Genomic DNA, 21742 nt, shown 5'->3' with positions numbered 1-21742 from the left:
ATTCCCCCCAGAAACACTGTCGTCATGTCTGTTGATCGCATCGCCAACGCGCGTCTCCGTGACCGCGTGGTCTCCGCCGAGGCCGCAGCCGCGCTGATCCAGCCCGGTGAAACCGTGGCCATGAGCGGCTTTACCGGCTCCGGGTATCCCAAGGCCGTTCCCGTCGAACTGGCCCGCCGCATCGAAGCGGTGCATGCCCAGGGCAATCCCTTCCAGATCAAGCTGATGACCGGCGCCTCGACCGCGCCGGAACTCGATGGCGCGCTGGCCAAGGCCGATGGCATCGCCATGCGCATGCCGTTCCAGAGCGACCCGGATGCGCGCAACCGCATCAACGAGGGCAAGCTGGATTACATCGACATCCACCTCAGCCACGTCGCCCAGCACGTGTGGTTCGGCTTCTATGGCGAGATCGATACCGCTGTCATCGAAGTCTCGGCCATCCGCGAAGATGGTTCGCTGGTGCCCTCCACCTCGGTCGGCAACAACAAGACCTGGCTGGACCTGGCCAGGAAGGTGATCGTCGAGGTCAACGAATGGCAGCCGGCCGGCGTCGACGGCATGCATGACATCTACTACGGCACCGCCCTGCCGCCGCACCGCAAGCCGATTCCGCTGGTGAACGCCAACGACCGCATCGGCGATACCGCGCTGCGCTGCGACCCGGACAAGATCGTGGCCGTGGTGCGTACCAACGGCCCGGACCGCAACAGCCCGTTCAGCCCGATCGATGCGACCAGCGAACAGATCGCCTCGCACCTGATCGAGTTCCTCAAGCACGAGGTGAAGAAGGGCCGCCTGCCGCCGAACCTGCTGCCGTTGCAGTCGGGCGTGGGCAACATCCCCAACGCCGTGCTGGCTGGCCTGGCAAAGAGCGGTTTCCGCGACCTGGCCGCGTTCACCGAAGTGATCCAGGACGGCATGCTCGACCTGCTGCGCGACGGCGTGCTGAGCTACGCCTCGTGCACCGGCTTCGCGCTGAGCCCGCAGGCGAATGAGACGTTCAAGGAGAACATCGATTTCTACCGCGAGCGCATCATCATGCGCACGCAGGAAATCTCCAACCACCCGGAACTGGTGCGCCGCCTGGGCTGCATCGGCATGAACGGCATGATCGAGGTGGACATCTACGGCAACGTCAATTCGACGCACGTGATGGGCACGCGGATCATGAACGGCATCGGCGGTTCCGGTGACTTTGCCCGCAACGGTTTCCTGTCGGCGTTCCTGAGCCCGTCCACCGCCAAGAACGGCACCATCTCGGCGATCGTGCCGATGGCCAGCCATGTCGACCACACCGAGCACGACGTGTCGGTGATCGTCACCGAACAGGGCCTGGCCGATCTGCGCGGCCTGACCCCGCGCAAGCGCGCGCAGGTGCTGATCGACAGCTGCGCGCACCCGGACTTCCGCCCGCAGCTGCAGGATTACTTCGACCGTGCCAGCCGTGAGAGCTACGGCAAGCACACCCCGCACCTGCTGCCGGAAGCGTTGTCGTGGCACCAGCGCTGGCTGGATACCGGCACGATGAAGGGCTGAGGCCCGCTACGGACCTCGGGTAGAGCCGGCCGCTGGCCGGCTTCCCCAACAGCCGGCCAGCGGCCGGCTCTACAAAGGGGCCGCTCCGCAGAATCCCTGTAGAGCCGAGCCCACGCTCGGCTCCACGGCAAGCGGTTTACCCGCGCAGCGCCGCCAGCGATTCGGCCTGCAGCCGCTCGTAGATCTCGAACTCGTCGTTCACCGCCACGCCCAAGGCCTGCTCGAAGGCTTCGCGGTTGGCATGCGCGGCATAGGCGCGCTGTTCTTCGCCGCCCAGGTTCGACTGGAAGATGCCCGCGGCACTGACCGGCAGGAAATCCTCGTAGACGATCGGGTCAGCCGTGGCCAGGCCGGCGGCCACCAGCACTTCAGCGGGCAGATCGGCCACGCGCTCCGGCGCGGCGCGGCCAGCGTCGGTCAGCTGGTAGCGGTAATACCCCAGGCCTTCCTGGCGCAGGGTGTCATGGTCATCCGGGAAGCTGGCGAACACCGCCTGCAGGCGCTGGCCGTAGTCGCCGCCGGTGCTGCCTTCACCACCGGCGTCGCGGGCCTGCGACAACAGCTGGTCGTACAGCGCGCGGCCCTTCGGGGTCAGCGCCAGGCCGCGTTGTTCGATCTCGCCGAAGCGCGCGGTATGGGTGCCGGCATCGCCACCTTCGGCATCCGGGAAATGCACGGCTTCTTCCAGCGCCTTGAAGCTGGTCTGGCGCAGCAGGATCGGGCAGGCACGGCGCGGCGGGCCTTCGATCACGGCCTTGGCCGCCATGCCATGCTCGATCATTGCCGCCTGTGCAGCGTCGATGTCCAGCGTGCGCGGGGTCAGGTGGTTGATGTGTGGGCCGCGGAAACTGACCACGTCAGCCACCAGGCGGTGCGCGTTGTGCAGTGCGTGGTAGGTCGGCAGATCGACCGTGGCATCGCCGTGCCAGCGGAAGGTTTCCAGCGCCTGCTGGACGAAGCGCTCGGCATCGGCCTGCGATAGGCCACCGTCGCGCTCGGCCTGGTCGATCAGCGCCAGCGCGCCGTCGGTGAAGATGCGACGGCGCGCCAGGATCTTCGCCGACTCGGCACGCAGGGCTTCGTCTTCGATCAGCTCCAGGCGCAGCAGCGAGGTGAACACGCGGAACGGGTTCTGCGCCAGCGCCGCGCCGGTCAGCGGGCGGAACGCGGTGGAGTGCACCGGCACGCCGGCCACCGACAGGTCGTAGTAGCCGACCGGGTACATGCCCATCACCGCGAACAGGCGGCGCAGCGTCGCCAGTTCCTGCACGGTACCGACGCGGATCGCGCCATGACGCTCTTCATCCAGCCGCGCACGCTCGTCGTTGCGCTGCAGCTGCGCGGCCAGCGCCGGGTCCCGGGCAAGCACCTGCGCGTTGATCCGCTCCACCAGTTCCACCAGCGTGCCGTACAGCGGCACTTCGGTGCGGTACATGCGGGACATGGCCTGCGCGAACAGGCGGCGGATCACATCAGGCGAAACGAAAGAGGCGCTCATCAGTCACTCGATTACGGGAACGGGGAACAGCTCGGACCCGTATTGTCGCCGGAGCGCCCGGCGGCGGCGATACGCAGAGCAACATGACCGGGTAGTGCCGGCCGCTGGCCGGCAACCCCGGATGCCTGGAAAGGCTGCAATTGCCGGCCAGCGGCCGACCCTACCGCTTCAACTGGCGCTTCAGCGCGGCATCCAGGGTGATCGGCCGGTCCCAGTGCTGGTAGCTGGCCACGATGGCATGGCGCACAGCCCGGTAGTGCAGATTGTCCGGCTTGGTGGGCATGCGCTTGACCACCGCCTCCCAGCCGCCCTCCGGGTCCTGGCTGAAGGCACGCACGCTGTCGCGGCAGGTCTGGCCACTGGCCTTGGCCCAGAAGCAGGCGAAATAGATGTCTCCGGCCTGCCAGCCGTGGGTGGTGAACAGCGCGCTGATGTAGCCGCGCGGCACGTCGGCATAGCGCGACACTTCGTCGAGGAAGGCGTCGGGGTAGCGTTCGGCGTAATGGTTGATGTCCTGCAGCTGGGCATCGACCCAGCTGTCGCCGGTGTCCACGTCGTAGGCGCTTGAGCGCTCGGCGGTCTGCTGGGCCAGCACGGTGGCCGGCGCCAGCAACAGGAACAACATCAGCGCGCGCAGTCGGTGGTTCATGCCCCGATTCTGCCGCAGCCGACGGGCCCTGTCAGGCCGCAGCGGCCTTTGCCTCGATCGCCGCCAGTGCGGCCGGCCAGTCGTGGGCGGTATCGGCGGTGACCATGCGCGGCTCGTCGTCGGCCACGCCATGCTGGGTCTCGTGCGCCCAGGTCACTGCGTACGGGGTATGCACGCCCCAGCCACCCAGGGTCACCACCGGCTCGATGTCCGAGCGCAGCGAGTTGCCGACCATCACGAAGCGCTGCATCGGCAGGTCGAATTCGGCCAGCACGCGGGCGTAGGTCTCCGGGTCCTTCTCGGAAACGATCTCGATGCGCGGGAAGAGCTCGGCCAGGTTGGCGACCTTGATCTTCGCTTCCTGGTGGAACAGGTCACCCTTGGTGATCAGCACCACCGGGTAGTGCTCGGCGATGGCCGCCACCGCTTCGCGTACACCATCGATCAGCTCGACCGGGTGGCGCAGGGTGTCGTGGCCGATCTCCAGGATGCGCTGGATGTCCTTGGCCTCGATGCGCTGGCCGGTGATGTCGATGGCCGCTTCGATCATCGACAGGGTCATGCTCTTGACGCCGTAGCCGAAGGTGCCCAGGTGGCGCTGCTGCACTTCCAGCAGGTGGCGGGCGGTCTGGGTGTCATGCACGTCGACATAGCGCGACAGCAGGTCAAGGTAATCCTGCTCGGCCTTGCGGTAGTAGTCCTCGCTCTTCCACAGCGTATCGTCACCGTCAAAACCGACCAGGCCGATGGCGCGCGACGGCGCAGGCGTGGGGGTGTTCATCGCGCAAGGATACAGGGGCCATGGTGACGAAAAAAACCCGGGCGGCCGAAGCCGCCCGGGTTCCCATACGCCCCGACGCAGGACTTACCTGCCCTGTGCACCCTGCGCTGCGCCACCGGCGCCGGCCTGCTGGGCGGCCACGTAGGCCTTGTACTCATCGGCGCTCAGCTCGCCGTCCTTGTTGGTATCGGCCTGGTCGAACACCTGGGCAAGGCCGGCGTTCACCTGCGCCTCGGTCTTGCTGATGGTGCCGTTGCCATCGGTATCGATGCTGGCCCAGGTCTGACCACCGCCATTGGCCTGTGCCGATGCCGCTGCGGCCGCATTGGTCGCCTGGTCGGCGGCCTGGCCGGCCTGTGCAGCCGCCTGCTGGGCCTGAGCGGCCTCGTTCTGTGCATGCGCGGCCTGCTGCTTGGCCGACTGGGCCATCGCCGGGATGGCCAGCACGCTGCCAGCGGCGACGATCAGGGCGATCAGGGGCTTGCGGTTGCGAATAGTCATCAGGGGTGTCTCCTACCGATTGGGTGGTGTTGCGCGGCGTGTTGATTCCGCACGGCACCTACCCTGCCACCGCGTTTCTGAATCGATTTTGCGCCACGACCGGCCCGCACACATGCGATTAACCACTCGCCTCCACGCATGCTTTAGCGCGGTGGTTAGGGTGAAGTGAGTGGCTCATAAGATGCGCATTCAGCGCCTCTGCATTTAACCGGCAGGCAACGAAAAACCTGCGTCAGTCGACGGTTTTTTCCGATGACCGCGAACTGAACAACACCCATGCAAGAGCAACACCGGCGAGCGCACCGGCGATTTCCAGCACCACACGGCTGCCAAGTTCGTTCGGATCGTGGATGGTGGCCAGGAAGATGCGCGCGTACAGCGGCGATTCCAGCCGCACGATGCCCATGTAGAACAGCTTCCACGCATCGATGCCGGCGGCGATGATCACGGCGATGACGCAGGACCAGCCGATCGCGTGCCCCATCGACCACCGCAGCAGGCGGCACAGCTGCGACCACAGGAAGTACACCAGCAGCCCAACCAGCATGGCGATGGCGCCGGCTTCCAGGGTACCGAGCAGGCCGAAGTGCAGGGGAAGGTTCATCGGGTGGGCAGGGATGAAGAGGCGGCCAGTGTAAGGGATCTGCTTCGGACCCAATCGGCAGCCACAGTAGATCCACGCCATGCGTGGATGAGTCTCCATCGAGATCGAATAATTCGACGATTGAACAAAGAGCAGCCGAGCATGGGCTCGGCTCTAAAACGGACCGCGCGGGAAACTGTCAGAGGCTGGGCGGTGCCGGAGTGCGGGGTGTCAGCCGCATGGATGCGGCTGCCAAGCCTCCATGGACGGATTTACGGCGTCCCCGCACTCCGGCACCGCCCAACCAACCCACGGAACGCACGCTGTTGCTGTTGCGTCTGATGTTGCCGGCCAGCGGCCGGCACTACCGCGGGTGCAGGGCGCAGCCCTGCCGACACCCCTACCGTACCGGGACGTCGTACGCGGAGCCGGGATCCGGTTCCGGCTGGAACGTGTAGTGCCACCACTCCTGCGGATAGTTCACGAAACCACGCCGTGCCATTGCCTGCACCAGTTGCCGCCGGTTCGCCTGCTGCGTCTCACTCAGCCCGCTCGTCTGCGTATGCGCACGTGGCCCGAAGAAGTCGAAGTCAGTGCCCATGTCCAACGGCGCACATGCACCGCTTCGGCAATCCAGCAGGCCCAGATCCACCGTGGCACCGCGGCTGTGGCCGGAGCGTTCGGCGATGTAGCCATCGGCCAGCAGGCGCGGCTTGTCCAGGTCCGGATACTGCTGTGCCTTGCGCGAGAGCTCGCGCGGATCGTTCACCCAGGCCATGAAGGCCTGCACCGAACGCACCGGCCGGTAGCAGTCGTAGAGGCGCAGGCCGAAGCCATCGGCGCGCAGGTCCTGTTCCACCTCGGCCAGCGCCTTCGCCACCGGCGCCAGCAGGTAGCACGAAGGCGCCTCGTAGCCGGGCACGCGCGCGCCGGTGAAGTTGTTGGCGCCCGCATAGCGGATGTCCAGGTCGATGCGCGGCGACAACGTACGGATCTCCACCAGCCCGGCGCTGGCCGCGTCGGTGGCCGGTGAAACGCGCGGTGGCTCAGCGGCGCTGGTGGTCGCTGTCAGGGCAATCGCCAGTACGAGTGAAATGCAGGTCCTGGAAGTCATAGCTGAAGTCGATGTCCGGATCGATGGCGCGCAGGTCCAGTGTCGGTGCCAGGCCTTCACCCGGCTGCAGCCACGCCTGCGCGTCTTCGCCCAGCGTATCCCAGCGCAGCAGCCAGCGCCCCTGCAGCTGCAGCACAGCCGCTTCCAGCCGGGGCGACTTGTCCACGCTGAAGCGCAGGCCGTCCTTGCCCGGGCACAGCGAGGCCGGCCCCAGCCACGGATCGGTGTAGCGGCCCTGCCAACGCGGCAGATCGGCGTCCGATGTCGGCCGTGCCTGCGACGTCGCCGGCCGCTGATGGCCGCCTGCCGCTCGCATGGCCTGGTCAGCCTTCAGTTCGGCCAGATACGCCAGCGCCGGACGCGCCTCATCGGGGGCGGTGAAGCGCTTCAGTGCGGTCTGCATCAATGCGATGCGCGCATCCTCGCCTTCACCGTTGATCAGCATTACCACACCCACCTTGCGCTCAGGCAGCAGCGCCAGCGACGAGTACATGCCCGACAATGTGCCGGTGTGCGCCACCTTCCACTGCCCATCCATGTCCGACACGCGCCAGCCATAGCCGTAGCCGTAGAAATGCGCGTTGTCCCAACGCCGCTGGCGTTCACCCAGCGGCATCGGCATGTGCAGGGTCCACAGCGTACGGCGCTGCTCAGCATCCAACCAGCCAGGTGCCAGGCCGGGATCGAGCAGCACCTGCATCCAGCGCGTCATGTCCCGCAGCGAACAACGGATGCCGCCGGCGGCCATCGACGGCAGGTCCGGGCTGATCGCACCATCGGCGTTCACCACCGTATTGTGGTCGCCACGCCAGGCATGTGGCTGCGCCACGTTGCCGACCCGCTTCACCGACCACGTCCCCACTTGGCAGCGGGTCATGCCCAGCGGCTCGAACACCTGCTCGCGCATCAACTGGTCATACGGTTTGCCACCCGTCGCAGCGGCCAGTTCGCCGGCCACCACGTACATCAGGTTGTCGTAGGCGTAGCGGCTGCGGAAACTGCTGACCGGCTTCAGGTGCGCCAGCCCCGCGATGATGTCGGCACGGTTGAACGCGTTCGGCTCCGGCCACAGCATCAGGTCACCGGCGCCCAGGCCGAGACCGCTGTTATGGATCAGCAGGTCACGCACCTGCATCTGCTCGCCCACCCACGCATCGTGCATGCGGAAGCCCGGTAGATGCCGCCGCACCGGATCCTCCCAGCGCAGCTTGCCCTGCTGCACCAGCCGCGCCAGCAGCGCGGCGGTCATCGCCTTGCTGTTGGAGGCGATCTTGAACAGCGTGTCCTGGTCGATGCGGCCGCCGTCGCCGCGCGCGCCCTCGGCATGCTGATACACCACACGCCCCTGCTCGACCACCGCCATGGCCAGCCCGGGCAGGTGCTCGTGCTGGACCACGGCCGCGACGTCGGCATCGATCGAGGCGGTCGCGCTGGTCTGCGCCGCCGCAACCGGAAACACCGCCAACACGGCCACGCAGATGCAGCGTCGAGCGTGCTGGGCGGGTCTCAGTAGGCCCATGTGACGGTCAGCTGCGCATAACGCGGCGACTGGAACCCGGTACCGTAGCGGTACAGCGGATTCGGCGTACCGATGCTGTCCTGCGGTTCGTAGTCCTGATCCACGGTCACCACGCGCTGCTGGTTGAGCACGTTGTACACCGCCAGCTTGAGACGCAGGTCGGTGGGGATCGGCACCTTGTACGACACGCTCACGTCCAGGTCGTAGGTCCACGGCGTGCGGCCATCGCCACCGCGCGGGGAATGCACGAACACGCGTTCGGAGGGCACCGTGGCCTGGCAGTTGGACACGCACACGTAGTAGCTGTGGAAATCGGTGGCGTCGAATGGATTACCGGCGCCGAAGCGCGTGATCGGGCTGCCCGACTGCACGCCCAGCGTAGCGGCTACGCTCAGGTTCTCGGTCAATGCATAGCTGCCACGGAACTTGAACTGGTGTCGGCGGTCGTTGGCCAGATAGCCGTAGCCGCGGTAGTTCACCCACGGATTGTCGAAGTTCTCGGTACGCCCGGCATCGGCGAAGTCGGTATCGGAGTTGACCGGGCCTTCTGCATTGCCGCGGCCGTATGCGAGGGTGTAGGACGCGTTGAAGCCCCACTTGCCGTCCCAGGCCCGGTCGACTTGCAGCTCCAGTGCCTTGTAGTCACGCTTGGGCTTCACCCAGCCGCGCTGGCCGACGTAGTTGCCGTTGTCGTCGTACAGCGCCCAGCCTTCCTTCGACGTATCGATGCTGATCCAGCCATCGTTGCTGCCGTCACAGTTGGTGTCACCCCATACGGTGTTGGTGCGGCCCGGATTGCCCATGATCCACACCCCGTCGATGGCACCACATTGCCCGGTCGCGGTGATGTTCATGTCATCGATGGCGTTGTGCAGCCGGCGATAGGTCACGCTGGCACCGACCGACCAGGCTTCGTTGATCATCTGCTGGAAGCCGAGGATTGCCTCGTCCTGGTACACCGGGTCCATGTCCCGGTTCACTTCTGCACGCAGGTCCGGCACGCTGCCGTCGCCCTGCGAGTTGTCCACCGGGCCGATCTGCGCGCCCAGGTTCGGGATGTTGTTGGCTGCGCCGCTGTAGCCGAGGAACTCATACCAGGTCCGCTCGTCGAGGAAGCCACCGGCCTGCTTGATGTTGATGACGTTGGCAACCGGCAGGAAGTAGCGGCCCAGGTTGCCGAAGACCTTGGTCGTGCCATCGCCGCGCACGTCCCAGGAAAAGCCCAGGCGCGGGGCCAGCATGTCGTCGATCTTGATGTAGCTGCTGCCGTCGCCACCCTTGTTGTCAAAGGCTTCCAGGCGCAGACCCATGTTCAGCAGGAGGTTCGGCGTCACTTGCCAGTTGTCTTCCAGGTAGTAGGCCGAGTTGATCGTCTCGAATGCACCCTCCACTTCATAGCGACGGGTGCGCGCCACCAGGCCGCTGGCCGGCACGACACCGCCGTTGAGCGAGCTGCCGGGCGTGCGGGCGTAGATGTCGTAGCGCAGGCCGCCCGGCCCGGGATAGGCGCGACTGTAGTCGGAAGTGTTCTCCTCTCGATCCAGGCCGAAGCGAAGCAGGTGGTTGCCCAGCGTCCATTCGAAATCGGCGCGCGCGGCCTTGCGGGTGTCCAATGCGGATTCGAGCTGCGAACTGCTGGTGCAGCTGCGGTCACCCTGCAGCGAGGGCGGCACGCCCTGGCTGGCGGTTCGGTTGTCGAACACGCGGTTGCAGTTCTGGTCCATCAACGAGCTCTGCACACGGTTGCGCTTGTTCTCGCCATACATCAGTTTCATGGTCAGGTCATTGTTCACCTGCCAGCTGTAGGTGCCGGACCAGTTCTTGCCGCCCACCGTGTTGTAGATCTGGTTGCTGCGCTCGCCCACGGTCTGCCCAGTGGCGTAGTCGTAGGCGTAGACATCGGTGAGCGTCTTGCTCTTGTCCGAGAAACCGAACAGCGACAGCATCTGGTTGTCGGTGATCTGCCAGTCGATCTTGCCGCCCCAGAACGGGTCATCGGCCTTGCCCTGGCTCAGGCGCGTACCGGCGTCGTTGGTCGAGGTCGGGCGGTAGTCGCGCGCCTCATACATTCCGAAGAAGAACAGTCGATCCTGCACCAGCGCACCGGAAGCGAACACATTCAGCGCGCTGCGGCTGTAGTCGTCGCGGCTGGCGGTGATGTAGCGGCTGCCGTTGCCGTCGTAGCGGTCGCGCGCCTGCGACTGCCACGCGCGCGGCTCAAACACCAGCTCGGCACCGGCCTTGAAATCATTGCTGCCCGAGCGGGTCACCGCGTTGATGACACCGCCGGTGCTGCGCCCGAACTCCACCGAGTAGCCGCCGGTCTTGACCTGGAATTCCTGATAGAACGAGAACGGTACCGACGAGAAGCCGACCCGGTTGTAGAAGTCGGTGACGTTCAGGCCATTGATGTAGACGGTGTTCTCAGCCACCGACGAACCCCCGAAGGAAATGCCTTGGCCACCCAGCGAGCCCTTGCCCTTCACCGCACCCGGCGCCAGCAGCGCCACGGCGGTGATGTCACGGTCCACCGGCAGGCGCGAGAGTTCCTCGCGGGTGATGTTGGTGGCCGACTCGGTGGACTTCACATCCACCATCGACACTACCTGCGGTGCCCGTACTTCAACCGTGCCCAGCGTGCTGACCGCGCCGAGCGGCACGTTCACCGTAGTTGCGCTGCCGAGACTGACCGTTACCTGGCCGACACGGCTGGCGCCACCACCCGGCAAGCCGACCTCCATCTCATAGGTGCCGACCGGCAGCAACGGAATGCGGTAGCTGCCGTTGGCTTCGGCCTGCACGGAGCGCACGAAGCCCGTTGCCGGATTGCGTACGGTCACCGTGGCACCGGCCGGTACCTGGCCGGCATCGCTGACCAGCCGGCCAACCACTGAACCATCCTGTGCGAATGCGCTGGGCGCGATCATGCCCAGACACGCCCCAAGGGCGACGCACAATGCCGCCCGCTTGATGCTGTAAGCCTTCATCCCCTGCTCTCTCCTGCAAGAATTGAATGGTGTGGAATGCGATGTGTCGCGCTAGCGTTGCCTGGCTGGCAGTACCCGCCACTGGAAGTCGTAGCTCCATTGGTCGAAGTACAGGTTGCCGCCTGCCCACTCGGCCTCGCCGCGCTGCGAGTCGACCGTTTCCGAGCGGAAGTGCTGCTTGGCCGGCACGAAGGGCTGGCCGAAATCGTCGTTGAAGGCGATGCGGTAGCCGTCGAGGCCACCCAGGTAGAAGTCACGGAGGGCCGGCACATCACTGGCCAGTGCGCCGGTGGTCACGTCCATCGGCAACCAGCCATACGGCGCCAGGTAGACCTGCCCCCAGTCATGCAGGTTGTTGTAGCCGCTGCCGTCGCCGGAGAACACCATGCCCGACTGCCAGCGTGCAGGAATACCGTTCATGCGCAGCAGCGCGATCAGCAGCAGGGTCTGCTGCCCGCAGTCGGCATGGCCGGCCCGCAGCGCGTAATCGCTGATGTTGCTGAGCGTGGAATATTCGCGCGCACCGGCCCAGGGAATGCGATCGACCGCAGCAAACAGCCTGCGCACCACTTCATACGGGCGCGTTTCACCCTGCAGCACCTGGTCGGAGAACAGCTTCAGCGCAGGGGTGAAGCGCACATGCGGCAGCTGCTCGGCCAGGTAGGGCTTCAACGAGGAATCTTCCGGTGTGGCTTGCACCCTGGCCGGATCGATCGCGGTATGCCGGGCGAAGATCGTGACCGCGTAGCGGATCTCGAAGCGGGTCGGCTGCCCGGCAACCACTTTGGCTTCGAGGTAGGCGGTGCGTTGCTGGGTATGGGCCGGAGCCACGCGCGCCTTGCCCGGGGTGCTGCCCAGCCATTGCACCTGCTCCTGCTGGCCGGGGATCTCGCGCGGGTACGGAATCCACGCGCGGATCGTTTCACCGGCGGGCACCACATCGGCTTTCACCGTGAGCGACTGGGTGAATTCATAGCGCTGCGGCAGAACCGACGCCTGGCCACTCTGTTCGGCCGCAGCAACCACGCCTGCGTGGTGGGCATTGAGCACTTCGTTGGGGCCCGGAGGCGGCATCGGTGCATCCGTGCGGCGGCGCGCGCGTGCTTCGTCGCTGAGCAGGAACAGGTTCGAGGGTGCGCGCTTGAAGTACCAACGCTCGCCATCGATATCGAGATGCTCGATCAGGCCGAGTTGGTCCCAGCGCGCAAATTCCTCGTCGGTCAGATCGGGAATGCCGCGCCGTACGGCGTCCTTGGCGGCGTTTTCGTCGAGGGCGAAATCCAGGCGGATGCGGCGCATGCGCTCGCGCTGGAACGCTTCGTCAGTGGCGGCGGGTGTAGTGGCCAGCAGCGCGTCGGCGTCGCGGAAACGGCCGCTGTCGATCAGGTCGATCACCTGCGCCTGACGCGCCTGCTGCTGGCTGCTGCGCTCGCCTGCTGCGTGCGTGGCCGACACCCACAGCAGCAACACGGCACCCAGGCCGGCGGCGGCAGTCAGACGCGGTTTGCGAACGGCAGGATCCACAGCGACACTTCCCCAGCGCGGGTGGTAACGGCTGTGTAACACGGGCCGGGATGTTGGTCAATAATTTATTCTTGCTTTCGGGGCCAAAAGGAATAAATATTCCAACAGGCATTCGAGGAGGGTGTGCACCGCATGAGCCTGGCTTTCCGCGAACGGCACCGGCATTGGCCGCGCCGCTTGACCCTGGCCCTGTGCCTGCTGGCCGCCCCGGCCTTTGCACAGGCGGCCCCACCGCCCGACCCGGGTGCGCCGCTGCCCTATGTGATCGGCCTGCACGAGGCCTATCTGACCCCGCAGTACTGGGCCGCGCGCCTGGACAACGCCGATGCGCCGATTCTGGATCGCGCGCAGATCGAAGCACAGAACGCGCGCATGCGGGCGCAGGACAGCCACATCCAGGTCATCGCCGCACTGCCCGCCCAGCTTGATGCGGCGGCGGTGCGTGCCAGCATCGCCGCGCTGTCGAGCTGGCCCACCCGCGCTCTCTACAACGACAAGGGCCAGGCGATCGCACCCGCGCTGCGCAGCGCGATCGAAGCCAACCTCGGCCTCGATGCGATTCCCACACAGGTGGCAGCGCAGTATGGGCTGGTGGTGAAGCGTGCCGCGCTGCGCACCTTCCCCACCCGCGAGCGTGTCTTCAGCACCGTCGGTGACACCGACATCGACCGCTTCCAGGAATCGGCACTGTTCCCCGGTGACAAGGTCGCCGTGGTCCATCGCAGTGCCGACGGCCGCTGGCTGTTCGTGCACAGCGAGCGCTACAGCGCGTGGATCGAAGCCGACGCCATTGCCCGCGGCGACAAGGCCACGGTGCTCGGCTACGGCGCGAAGGGACCGTACCGGATCGTCACCGGTGCCACCGCACAGACCGCCTATACCCCGGAGGAGCCGCGCGTCTCGCGCCTGCAGCTGGACATGGGCGTGCGCCTGCCGGTGCTGGCCGACTGGCCCGCCGCCGAACCGGTGAACGGTCAGCAGGCCCACGCCTCGTGGGTGGTGCAGTTGCCGGTACGCGAAGCCGATGGCCGCCTGAAACTGGTACCAGCGCTGCTGCCGCGCTCGCAGGACACCGCCGCCGATTACCTGCCGCTGACCCCGCGCCTGTTGCTGCAGCAGGGCTTCAAGTTCCTCGGCGAACGCTACGGCTGGGGCCACGACTACGACACCCGCGACTGCAGCGGTTTCGTCTCCGAGATCTACCGCAGCTTCGGTGTGCTGCTGCCGCGCAATACCAGCGCGCAGGCGGTCAGTCCGGCGCTGGACCGCCTGCCGTTCACCGGCAAGGACGGCAAGGCGGTGCGCGACCGTGCCGTCGCCAGCCTGCAGGTGGGCGACCTGGTCTACATTCCCGGTCATGTGATGATGGCCATCGGCCACGTCGACGGCCGCACCTGGGTCATCCACGATACGGCGGGCGGCAGCTGGTTCGGTACCGACGGCAAACGCGTGCAGGCCCATCTCAATGGTGTTTCGGTCACGCCGCTGGAGCCGATGATGGCCAGCGACACCGTCCGCTACATCGACCGCATCACCAACATCCAGCGCCTGCGGGCCAAGACTCCTGAATGAAGATCACCGCCATCGAACTGGGCATGCTGCGCGTGCCGTTGAAGACACCGTTCAAGACCGCGCTGCGCACGGTGGAGACCGTGGAAGACGTGGTGGTGCTGATCCGCACCGACAGCGGCAACACCGGCTATGGTGAAGCCCCGGCCACCGCAGTGATCACCGGCGATACGCACGGCTCGATCATCGAAGCGATCCGCCACTTCATCGCCCCGCGCCTGATCGGCCAGGACATGGTCAACCTCAACCACCTGTGCACGCTGGTGCAGACCGCGATGGAGCGCAACACCAGCGCCAAGGCCGCGGTGGAGATCGCGCTGTACGACCTGTGGGCGCAGCTGCACGGTGCCCCGCTGTACCAGATGCTCGGTGGCGGCGACCCGGTGATCACCACTGACATCACCATCAGCGTGGACTACATCGACAAGATGGTGGCCGATTCGTTGTCGGCGATCGAACGCGGCTTCGAGTCGTTGAAGATCAAGGTCGGCAAGGACATCGGACTGGACATCGAACGGGTCAAGGCAATCCACGCCGCCGTGGAGGGCCGCGCCCTGCTGCGTCTGGACGCCAACCAGGGCTGGACCGCCAAGCAGGCGGTGCATGCGATGCGCACGCTGGAGGAAGCCGGCGTGGTACTGGAGCTGCTGGAGCAGCCGGTGAAGGCCGCCGACATCAGCGGCCTGAAGTACGTCACCGACCGCGTCAACACGCCGGTCATGGCCGACGAGAGCGTGTTCAGCCCGAGCCAGGTGATGGACCTGATCCAGCAGCGCGCGGCCGACATCATCAACATCAAGCTGATGAAGACCGGCGGCCTGTCCAACGCGATCCGCATCGCCGACATCGCCGGCATCTACGGCGTGCCGTGCATGATCGGCTGCATGATCGAATCGAGCATCAGCGTGGCCGCGGCCGTGCACCTGGCCGTGGCCAAGAGCGATGTGATCACCAAGGTCGACCTCGACGGTCCCTCGCTGGGCCAGTTCGATCCGGTCAGCGGCGGCGTGCATTTCAACGAATCGGAGATCAGCATCAGCGACGTGCCGGGGCTGGGTATCACCGAAGTGCGTGGGCTGGAGATGCTGGGGTGATTTCTGCCTTGCGGTTGGCCTGGCGTGCCACTGACGTTGGGTCGGGCGTTACTTTTCTTTTCGCGAAAAGAAAAGTAACCAAAAGAAACGCTCCGCCGACCGCGAGCCGGTGCTACGCACCGGTTCCCTGCGCTCCTCGGCCCGTCGAGGGACGGCGCGGGAACTCGCTACGCTCGGACACCCGCGCCTCTTCGCCCTCGCCGGACCTGCGGTGCTCGGCTCGCTTGAAGGCGGACTCAACTTCAAAAGCAACAACTGCGCTCCGTAACCTCTTCGAGGCTGGAACCCGCTCGACCCATTCCATGACACGCTCTACGCTGCCAACCGCAACGCGCCTACACATGCCCGGACGCCCCGCATGCCGCCCCTGCTGAAGATCCGCACCGAGCGCGGGCAGATGTCTGCCATCGAGCGCCGCATCGCCGACTTCATCCTCGACAACGCCCACCTGCTGCGCGACTACTCATCGCAGCAGCTGGCCAGTGCGCTGGGCATCAGCCAGTCCAGCGTGGTGAAGTTCAGCCAGAAGCTCGGCTTCAAAGGCTACCCGGACCTGAAGTACTCGATCGGCCAGGACGTGGCCCGCGCCGGTGCCGATCCACAACAGGTGCCCAGCGAACCCGACAGCGGCGATGACTACCTGCGCCTGGGCGAGGCCCTGCGCCGCAGCAAGGCGCAGGCCGAGGAGGAAACACGCCAGGCCAATCCACGCGAGGAGATCGAGCGCATCGTGCAGCTGCTCGACGGCGCACCCAAGCTGTTCGTCCATGGCCTGGGTGACGACGGCCTGTTCGCCCGCGAGTTCGCCATGCGGCTGTCGCTGCTCGGCCTGCTGGTCGTGCCGCACACCGACCCGATCCTGATGCTGGCCAACCTGTCGGCCGCACGCCCCGGCGATGTGCTGCTGGTGTTCTCCGAATTCGGCAACCTGCCGCAGCTTTCGCAGCTGTCGCGGCAGTTCCAGGACATGGGTGGCAAGGTGATTTCCATTACCCGCCACACTGCCAACCCGCTGCGCGCACATGCTGATGCGGCACTGGCAGTCTGCGCGCACGACCGCACGCCGCAGGTCGCGCAGCTGCTGTACCGTAGCGCCATGCACGCCCTGCTCGATTTCCTGTTCGTGCTGCTCTGCCACACCAATCCGGACCGCCAGCAGCAGCTGGCGGTGAACCTGGAGCGGATCGACCACCTGCTGGATTCCTGACCGGAGCACCTGTTGATGAAATCGCTGGTTCGCCTCGCTACCGCTGCGCTGCTGCTTGCTGCGACGGTGTCCGTTCACGCGGCGCCGCTGGATGGCGCGCGCCAGCTGATCGTGGTCACCAGCGATGGCTGGGACAGTACCCAAGGGCAGCTGCAGGCCTATGTGCGCGATGGCAAGGGCTGGCACACGCACGGACAGGCGTTCCCGGTGGCGCTCGGCCGTACCGGCAGCGCCTGGGGACTGGGCCTGCATCCGGCACAGGCCGATGGCCCGCAGAAGCAGGAAGGAGACGGTCGCAGCCCGGCCGGCATATTCGCGCTCGGCAGTGCGTTCGGCTATGCCGTCACACGCCCCGGCACCGCAATGCCTTACCAGCCGATGCTGGACAGCAGCTACTGCATGGACGTGCCCGGTTCGCCGTTCTACAACCGCATCGTCGATGAGAAGAAAGTCGGCAGTGCAGCGATCAAGGGCTCCACCGAGCCGATGCGGCTGGATCTGCACAACAAGGGCGACGTGCGCTACCGGGAGGGCTTCGTCATCGCCCACAACCCGGACAACCAGCCCGGCAAGGGCAGCTGCATCTTCGCCCATCTGTGGCGCACGCCCGGGGAGGCCACCGCCGGCTGTACCGCCATGCCACAAGCGCGCATGCAGGCGCTGCTGGACTGGCTGCGGCCGCAGGATACGCCGCGCTTCGTGCTGCTGCCGCGCACCGAGTACCAGCGACTGCAGGTGCAGTGGCAGCTGCCCGCGCTGAGCGGAGACGCCCGTTGAGCGCGCAGGACGAACCACAGCTGCAGCGCGCGGTCAGCCGCTGGCAGATCGTCGGCCTGTCGATCAACGATGTGATCGGTAGCGGTATCTACCTGCTGCCGGCCGCCACCGTCGCCCTGCTCGGCCCCTTCAGCCTGTGGGGCGTGGTCGCCGCTGGCATCGTCGTCGCGCTGCTGGTGCTGTGCTACGCGCAGGCCGCCAGCTACTTCGATGAACCCGGTGGCAGCTACCTCTACGCACGCGAGGCCTTCGGCCGCTTCGCAGGGTTCGAGATCGGCTGGATGATCTGGCTGACCCGCATCAGCTCGGCGGCCGCATTGAGCAACGCGCTGGCCGATGCGGTCGCGCGCTTCTGGCCGTGGGCCGGCGCCGGCATGGGTCGCATCGCGGTAATCGTGGTGTCGCTGGGCTTCCTGACCGGCGTCAACATCATCGGCGTGCGCTCGGCCGCGCGCACCGGCGTGGTGCTGGTGATCGGCAAGATGCTGCCGCTGCTGCTGTTCGTGGCCATCGGCGCGTTCTATATCGATCCACAGCTGGCCTTCTCCGGCCAGCGCCCGGACCCGCATGACCTGCAACGGATGGGCGAGGCCGCCCTGCTGCTGCTGTACGCCTACGCCGGCTTCGAGAACATCCCGGCCGCGGCCGGCGAGTACCGCAATCCACGCCGCGATATTCCGTTCGCGCTGATCACCATGATCATCACTGTCACCGTCATCTACGGCGCGGTGCAGGTGGTGGCGCAGGGTACGCTGGCCGGCCTGGCCAGCTCGGCCACGCCGCTGGCCGACGCCGCAGCCGGTTTCGGCGGCGAGGCCCTGGCACTGATCCTCACCATCGGCGCGACCATCTCCATCCTGGGTACCAACAGCAACACGATGATGATGGGCCCGCGATTCCTGTTCGCACTGGCCCGCGATGGTTACGGCCCGAAGATCCTGGCGCAGGTGCATCCGCGCTTTCATACGCCGGCCGCATCGATCCTGTGCCAGGGCCTGATCGCGCTCGGACTGGCGCTGTCCGGTTCGTTCGTGCAGCTCGCCCTGCTGTCGATGACCACGCGCCTGTTCGCCTACATCGGCACCGCTGCCGCCGTCCTGGTGCTGGCCAAGCGCTACGCGGATCGCCCAGGCGCGTTGAAGCTGCCCGGTGGCCCGCTGATTCCGGTGCTGGCGCTGCTGCTGTGCCTGGCCCTGTTTGCCAGTGCCAGCTGGCAGAACATCGCCGCTGCACTGGTCGCGTTCGTCATTGGCGCGGTGATCTACACGCTGCCGCGCAAGGATGCGGACGCCGGGTGAACGGAGCGCCGGGCCATGCCCGGCGGATTGATCTGGCGATCACGCTGTCGGACCGGACCGTTAACCGCCACGCAGGCACGATCAGGCTTCGTCCACAACGGAGCCTCTTCATGACCGAGTACCAGATTCCCGGCCGCGTACCGGACGACAGCACGCCGCGCGACGCGGTCAGCGACTATTGGCGCGAGCGCTACACCGCCGAGCCGTACTACGACGACCAACTGTTCTTCGAGGACTACGAGCCGGCCTACCGGATCGGCCATGCCGCGCGCGCGCAGGACATGATCCGCGCCTACGAGGAAGTGGAGCGCGAACTGGAATCGCGCTGGGCCAGCGAACGTGGCCGCAGTCGCCTGGACTGGGCGCAGGCACGCAACGCCGTGCGCCGTGGCTGGGACGAAGCGCAGCTGGCGGATCCGCGCTTGAAGCGATAGCACCAGGCTGCTGTAGAGCCGAGCCTGCGCTCGGCTCTCGCCCCACGTTTAGGGTCGAGCCATGCTCGGCTGAGCCGAGCCTGGGTTCGGCGCTACCGAATCATTCCTGTTCCGGCAGCGGCGGCACGATCGCGCTGCGCTTGCTCTCGCCACCACCGGCGGCGATCAGGTCGCGGGTGTTCTTCTGCACAGCCACCGCACCGAACAACGACAACGCATACGCCATGCCGTAGAAGCCCTTCTCGCTGGGTGCCAGCGTGGCGTTCCACAGGCCGACCAGCAGCAGCATCAGCGCCGACAACAACGCGAACCAGCACAGCGCGTAATACAGGCCGCTGACCGGAATGCCTTCGACGCGGTCGCGCACGCTCTTCTGCAGCGACACCGCCGCGAACAGGCCGAACAGCAGCAGGGTCAGGTAGTAGCCCTTCTCGTTGAGCGCCATCGTGGCATTGAACAGGCCGATCAGGTACGCCGCCGCACCCAGCAGCAGGGCCACCCACGAGGCGGCGATGAAGGCGGTGGAGGGCTTGTGAGGCATGGCAGTATTCATTGCAGGTCCTTGGCAGGCAGACGGGCATGCTTTGCCCGGGCGTGCCCACCCTAGACGATCCCGCCGCTGCCGCACAGGGGGGCGCAGGACCTTCGGGCCACGACGGTAACGGCTGCGGTGGTATACAAGGGGCAGCCCGGCCATCCGCATCCCCGCCCTGGAGATACCCATGACCCGTACGCCCCTGCTGCTCGCCCTCGGCCTCGTGCCGATCCTCGCCTCCGCCTGCAACGCCGCCGATCCGGCTTCGGGTACCGCCCAGGCCACAGCGCCTGCAGCCACCGCCACCGACCAGCGGCCGTTCACCGCCACCGAAGTCAGCCGCTTCGACCAGCCCTGGGCGATGACCTTCCTGCCCGACGGCAGCCTGCTGGTCACCGAAAAGCGCGGCACGCTGCAGCACCTGGACCCGGCCAACGGGCAGAAGCACGAAATCACCGGCGTTCCCAAGGTCGCCTATGGTGGCCAGGGTGGCTTCGGCGACATCATCCTGCACCCGGACTTCGCCCAGAATCATGTTGTTTACGTCAGCTACGCCGAGGAAGGCACGCTCGACACCCGCGGTGCCGCGGTGGCCCGGGCCACGCTGGCACTGGATGCCGACGGGGGTGGCCAGCTGAAGAACCTGAAAGTGATCTGGCGGCAGAGCCCCAAGGTCAGCGGCGAGGGCCACTACGGGCATCGCCTCGCGTTCGGCCCGGACGGCAAGCTGTGGATCAGTTCCAGCGAGCGCCAGAAGTTCGATCCGGCGCAGGACATGGGCGGCAACCTCGGCAAGATCATCCGCCTCAACGACGATGGCAGCCTGCCCGCCGACAACCCGTTCGCCTCACAGGGCGGGGTTGCCGCACAGGTGTGGTCGCTGGGCCATCGCAACATCCTGGGCATGGCCTTCGACGCCAACGGCAAGCTGTGGGCGCATGAGATGGGACCCGCCGGTGGCGACGAGTTGAACCTGATCGTGCGTGGCGCCAACTACGGCTACCCGATCGTTTCCAACGGTGACCACTACGACGGCCGTCCGATTCCCGACCACGACACCCGCCCGGAATTCGCCGCCCCGAAGGTGACCTGGACGCCGGTGATCTCGCCGGCCGGCTTCATGATCTACAGCGGCAGCCTGTTCCCGCAGTGGAAGGGCAGCGGCTTCATCGGCGGCCTGTCGTCGACCTCGCTGGTGCGCGTGGCCTTTGATGGCGACAGCGCGCGCGAAGCCGAACGCTTCAACATGGGCGAGCGCATCCGCGAAGTGGAACAGGGCCCGGATGGCGCCCTGTGGCTGCTGGAAGACGGCAGCAAGGCGCGCCTGCTGAAGCTCACCCCGAAGACCTGATGCCCCGGTAGTGCCGGCCGCTGGCCGGCACCTGGATCCTTCCGGTATCCGGCGGTTGCCGGCCAGCGGCCGGCACTACCCTGCCAAACGGCCCCGCGTGCGGGGCCGTCTGCGTTCACTGGATGGTGATGACCTTCACCTCGGTCTGCGTGCAGGCCTTGTCCAGGCACGTTCCGTTCAACCACACCTGTCCATCGCCAATCATCACGCCCTGCTGGTTGACGAAGACCTTGCCGAAGTCCTGCTCGGACACTGCCTTGACCACCGCCGGGGTGATGATCTTCTCGTAGTTCCGTTGGAACTCACCGGGGCCAGTGATCTTCTTTCCGTCGCTGATGTTCAACGGGAAGCGCACTTGCTCGACCACCGCAGCACGATCACCGCCGACCACGGCGGTCTTGAACGCGTTGAAGACCTTCTCGAACTGCGCGGCATCGCCGAGCAGCGATTCGATGCGCGCACGCGCGTCCTCGGCGGGCGCCTCCGCGGCCGGTGCGGCCGGTGCGGCGGCGGCAGGTTCGGCAGCCGGCGCCGCCGGTTCAGCGGCAGGCGTCGCTGCCGCGTTCGCTTCCATCGGCGGCGGCGCATCCGCCGCAGGCTGCGCCGGCGGCTCAGGCTGCGAACAGGCCGCCAGCAGCAGAGCGGGAATCAGGTAGGCCATCCGGCGCATACGCGCACTCCATCGAAACAGGAAGCCCGATGGTAGCGCCGCTACAGTGACGGCAACAAAAAGGGGACGGAGGGGATTAAGTCGTTAGTGGCACAAACGACTTAATCCCCTC

The 21742-nt window shown here is 66.5% G+C and carries 19 protein-coding genes; 8 read left to right on the top strand and 11 right to left on the bottom strand.

Annotated features, from left to right (window positions below; genetic code table 11):
* The first annotated feature begins 24 nt into the window (after positions 1–24).
* Positions 25–1539 (top strand): acetyl-CoA hydrolase/transferase family protein, encoded by a 1515-nt coding sequence (locus PEM_RS00285; protein WP_005415038.1) that lies wholly within the window; start codon positions 25–27, stop codon positions 1537–1539.
* A 136-nt stretch (positions 1540–1675) separates the two neighbouring features.
* Here the strand turns inward: PEM_RS00285 and PEM_RS00280 are convergent, their stop codons facing one another.
* From PEM_RS00280 to PEM_RS00240, 9 genes are all read right to left on the bottom strand, one after another.
* Positions 1676–3037: a VOC family protein gene (locus tag PEM_RS00280; RefSeq protein WP_119706031.1), complete on the bottom strand. Its 1362-nt coding sequence runs from the start codon at positions 3035–3037 to the stop codon at positions 1676–1678.
* A 160-nt stretch (positions 3038–3197) separates the two neighbouring features.
* The gene (locus PEM_RS00275) at positions 3198–3686 is read right to left on the bottom strand and encodes a hypothetical protein (RefSeq protein ID WP_005415036.1); all 489 of its coding nucleotides are present in this window, start codon (positions 3684–3686) and stop codon (positions 3198–3200) included.
* A 31-nt stretch (positions 3687–3717) separates the two neighbouring features.
* On the bottom strand, positions 3718–4467 hold the full coding sequence (locus tag PEM_RS00270; RefSeq protein WP_049413265.1) for an HAD family hydrolase: 750 nt from the start codon (positions 4465–4467) through the stop codon (positions 3718–3720).
* A gap of 84 nt (positions 4468–4551) precedes the next feature.
* The gene (locus PEM_RS00265; RefSeq protein ID WP_005407824.1) at positions 4552–4968 is read right to left on the bottom strand and encodes an EF-hand domain-containing protein; all 417 of its coding nucleotides are present in this window, start codon (positions 4966–4968) and stop codon (positions 4552–4554) included.
* Between the two features lie 232 nt (positions 4969–5200).
* On the bottom strand, positions 5201–5572 hold the full coding sequence (locus tag PEM_RS00260; protein WP_065186625.1) for a hypothetical protein: 372 nt from the start codon (positions 5570–5572) through the stop codon (positions 5201–5203).
* Between the two features lie 379 nt (positions 5573–5951).
* Complete coding sequence (locus PEM_RS00255; protein WP_240431571.1) at positions 5952–6665, bottom strand: M15 family metallopeptidase; 714 nt, start codon at positions 6663–6665, stop codon at positions 5952–5954.
* Positions 6598–8184 carry a serine hydrolase domain-containing protein gene (locus PEM_RS00250; protein ID WP_240431570.1) on the bottom strand — a complete coding sequence of 529 codons (1587 nt, stop codon included), beginning with the start codon at positions 8182–8184 and terminating at the stop codon, positions 6598–6600. The genes PEM_RS00255 and PEM_RS00250 overlap by 68 nt, the downstream gene beginning before the upstream one ends.
* Entirely contained in the window at positions 8172–11171 is a 3000-nt protein-coding gene (locus PEM_RS00245) for a TonB-dependent receptor (protein ID WP_095379389.1), read from the bottom strand. Before PEM_RS00245 ends, PEM_RS00250 begins: the two co-directional genes overlap by 13 nt.
* A gap of 51 nt (positions 11172–11222) precedes the next feature.
* Positions 11223–12695, bottom strand: coding sequence for a transglutaminase domain-containing protein (locus tag PEM_RS00240; protein WP_095379387.1), 1473 nt, complete (start codon positions 12693–12695; stop codon positions 11223–11225).
* Positions 12696–12827: 132 nt separating this feature from the next.
* On the opposite strand from PEM_RS00240, the gene PEM_RS00235 reads away from it, so the two are divergent.
* From PEM_RS00235 to PEM_RS00210, 6 genes are all read left to right on the top strand, one after another.
* The gene (locus PEM_RS00235) at positions 12828–14267 is read left to right on the top strand and encodes an SH3 domain-containing protein (RefSeq protein ID WP_119706029.1); all 1440 of its coding nucleotides are present in this window, start codon (positions 12828–12830) and stop codon (positions 14265–14267) included.
* The gene (locus tag PEM_RS00230; protein ID WP_065179566.1) at positions 14264–15358 is read left to right on the top strand and encodes a dipeptide epimerase; all 1095 of its coding nucleotides are present in this window, start codon (positions 14264–14266) and stop codon (positions 15356–15358) included. Before PEM_RS00235 ends, PEM_RS00230 begins: the two co-directional genes overlap by 4 nt.
* 358 nt (positions 15359–15716) lie before the next feature.
* The gene (locus tag PEM_RS00225; RefSeq protein WP_053498690.1) at positions 15717–16565 is read left to right on the top strand and encodes a MurR/RpiR family transcriptional regulator; all 849 of its coding nucleotides are present in this window, start codon (positions 15717–15719) and stop codon (positions 16563–16565) included.
* A 15-nt stretch (positions 16566–16580) separates the two neighbouring features.
* Positions 16581–17342, top strand: a complete 762-nt coding sequence (locus tag PEM_RS00220) for a L,D-transpeptidase family protein (RefSeq protein ID WP_005415025.1) — start codon at positions 16581–16583, stop codon at positions 17340–17342.
* Positions 17339–18640: an amino acid permease gene (locus PEM_RS00215; protein WP_065179423.1), complete on the top strand. Its 1302-nt coding sequence runs from the start codon at positions 17339–17341 to the stop codon at positions 18638–18640. The genes PEM_RS00220 and PEM_RS00215 overlap by 4 nt, the downstream gene beginning before the upstream one ends.
* A 110-nt stretch (positions 18641–18750) precedes the next feature.
* Positions 18751–19074 (top strand): hypothetical protein, encoded by a 324-nt coding sequence (locus PEM_RS00210; RefSeq protein WP_005415023.1) that lies wholly within the window; start codon positions 18751–18753, stop codon positions 19072–19074.
* 100 nt (positions 19075–19174) lie between these two features.
* Here the strand turns inward: PEM_RS00210 and yiaA are convergent, their stop codons facing one another.
* The gene (yiaA, locus tag PEM_RS00205; protein WP_014645710.1) at positions 19175–19627 is read right to left on the bottom strand and encodes an inner membrane protein YiaA; all 453 of its coding nucleotides are present in this window, start codon (positions 19625–19627) and stop codon (positions 19175–19177) included.
* 169 nt (positions 19628–19796) lie between these two features.
* Here yiaA and PEM_RS00200 point away from each other — a divergent pair, with 169 nt between their 5' ends.
* A complete protein-coding gene (locus tag PEM_RS00200) occupies positions 19797–20960 on the top strand; it encodes a PQQ-dependent sugar dehydrogenase (protein WP_111127783.1) in 1164 nt (387 codons plus the stop codon).
* Between the two features lie 115 nt (positions 20961–21075).
* Here PEM_RS00200 and PEM_RS00195 read toward each other — a convergent pair whose 3' ends face one another.
* On the bottom strand, positions 21076–21630 hold the full coding sequence (locus PEM_RS00195) for a hypothetical protein (protein WP_111127782.1): 555 nt from the start codon (positions 21628–21630) through the stop codon (positions 21076–21078).
* Between the last annotated feature and the right edge of the window lie 112 nt (positions 21631–21742).

This window comes from Stenotrophomonas sp. Pemsol (genome assembly GCF_003586545.1).
In the GTDB taxonomy this organism is placed as follows: Bacteria; Pseudomonadota; Gammaproteobacteria; order Xanthomonadales; family Xanthomonadaceae; genus Stenotrophomonas; species Stenotrophomonas sepilia.
The sequence above is the reverse complement of the archived record's forward strand: the minus strand, read 5'-3'. Positions and strand labels throughout refer to the sequence as shown.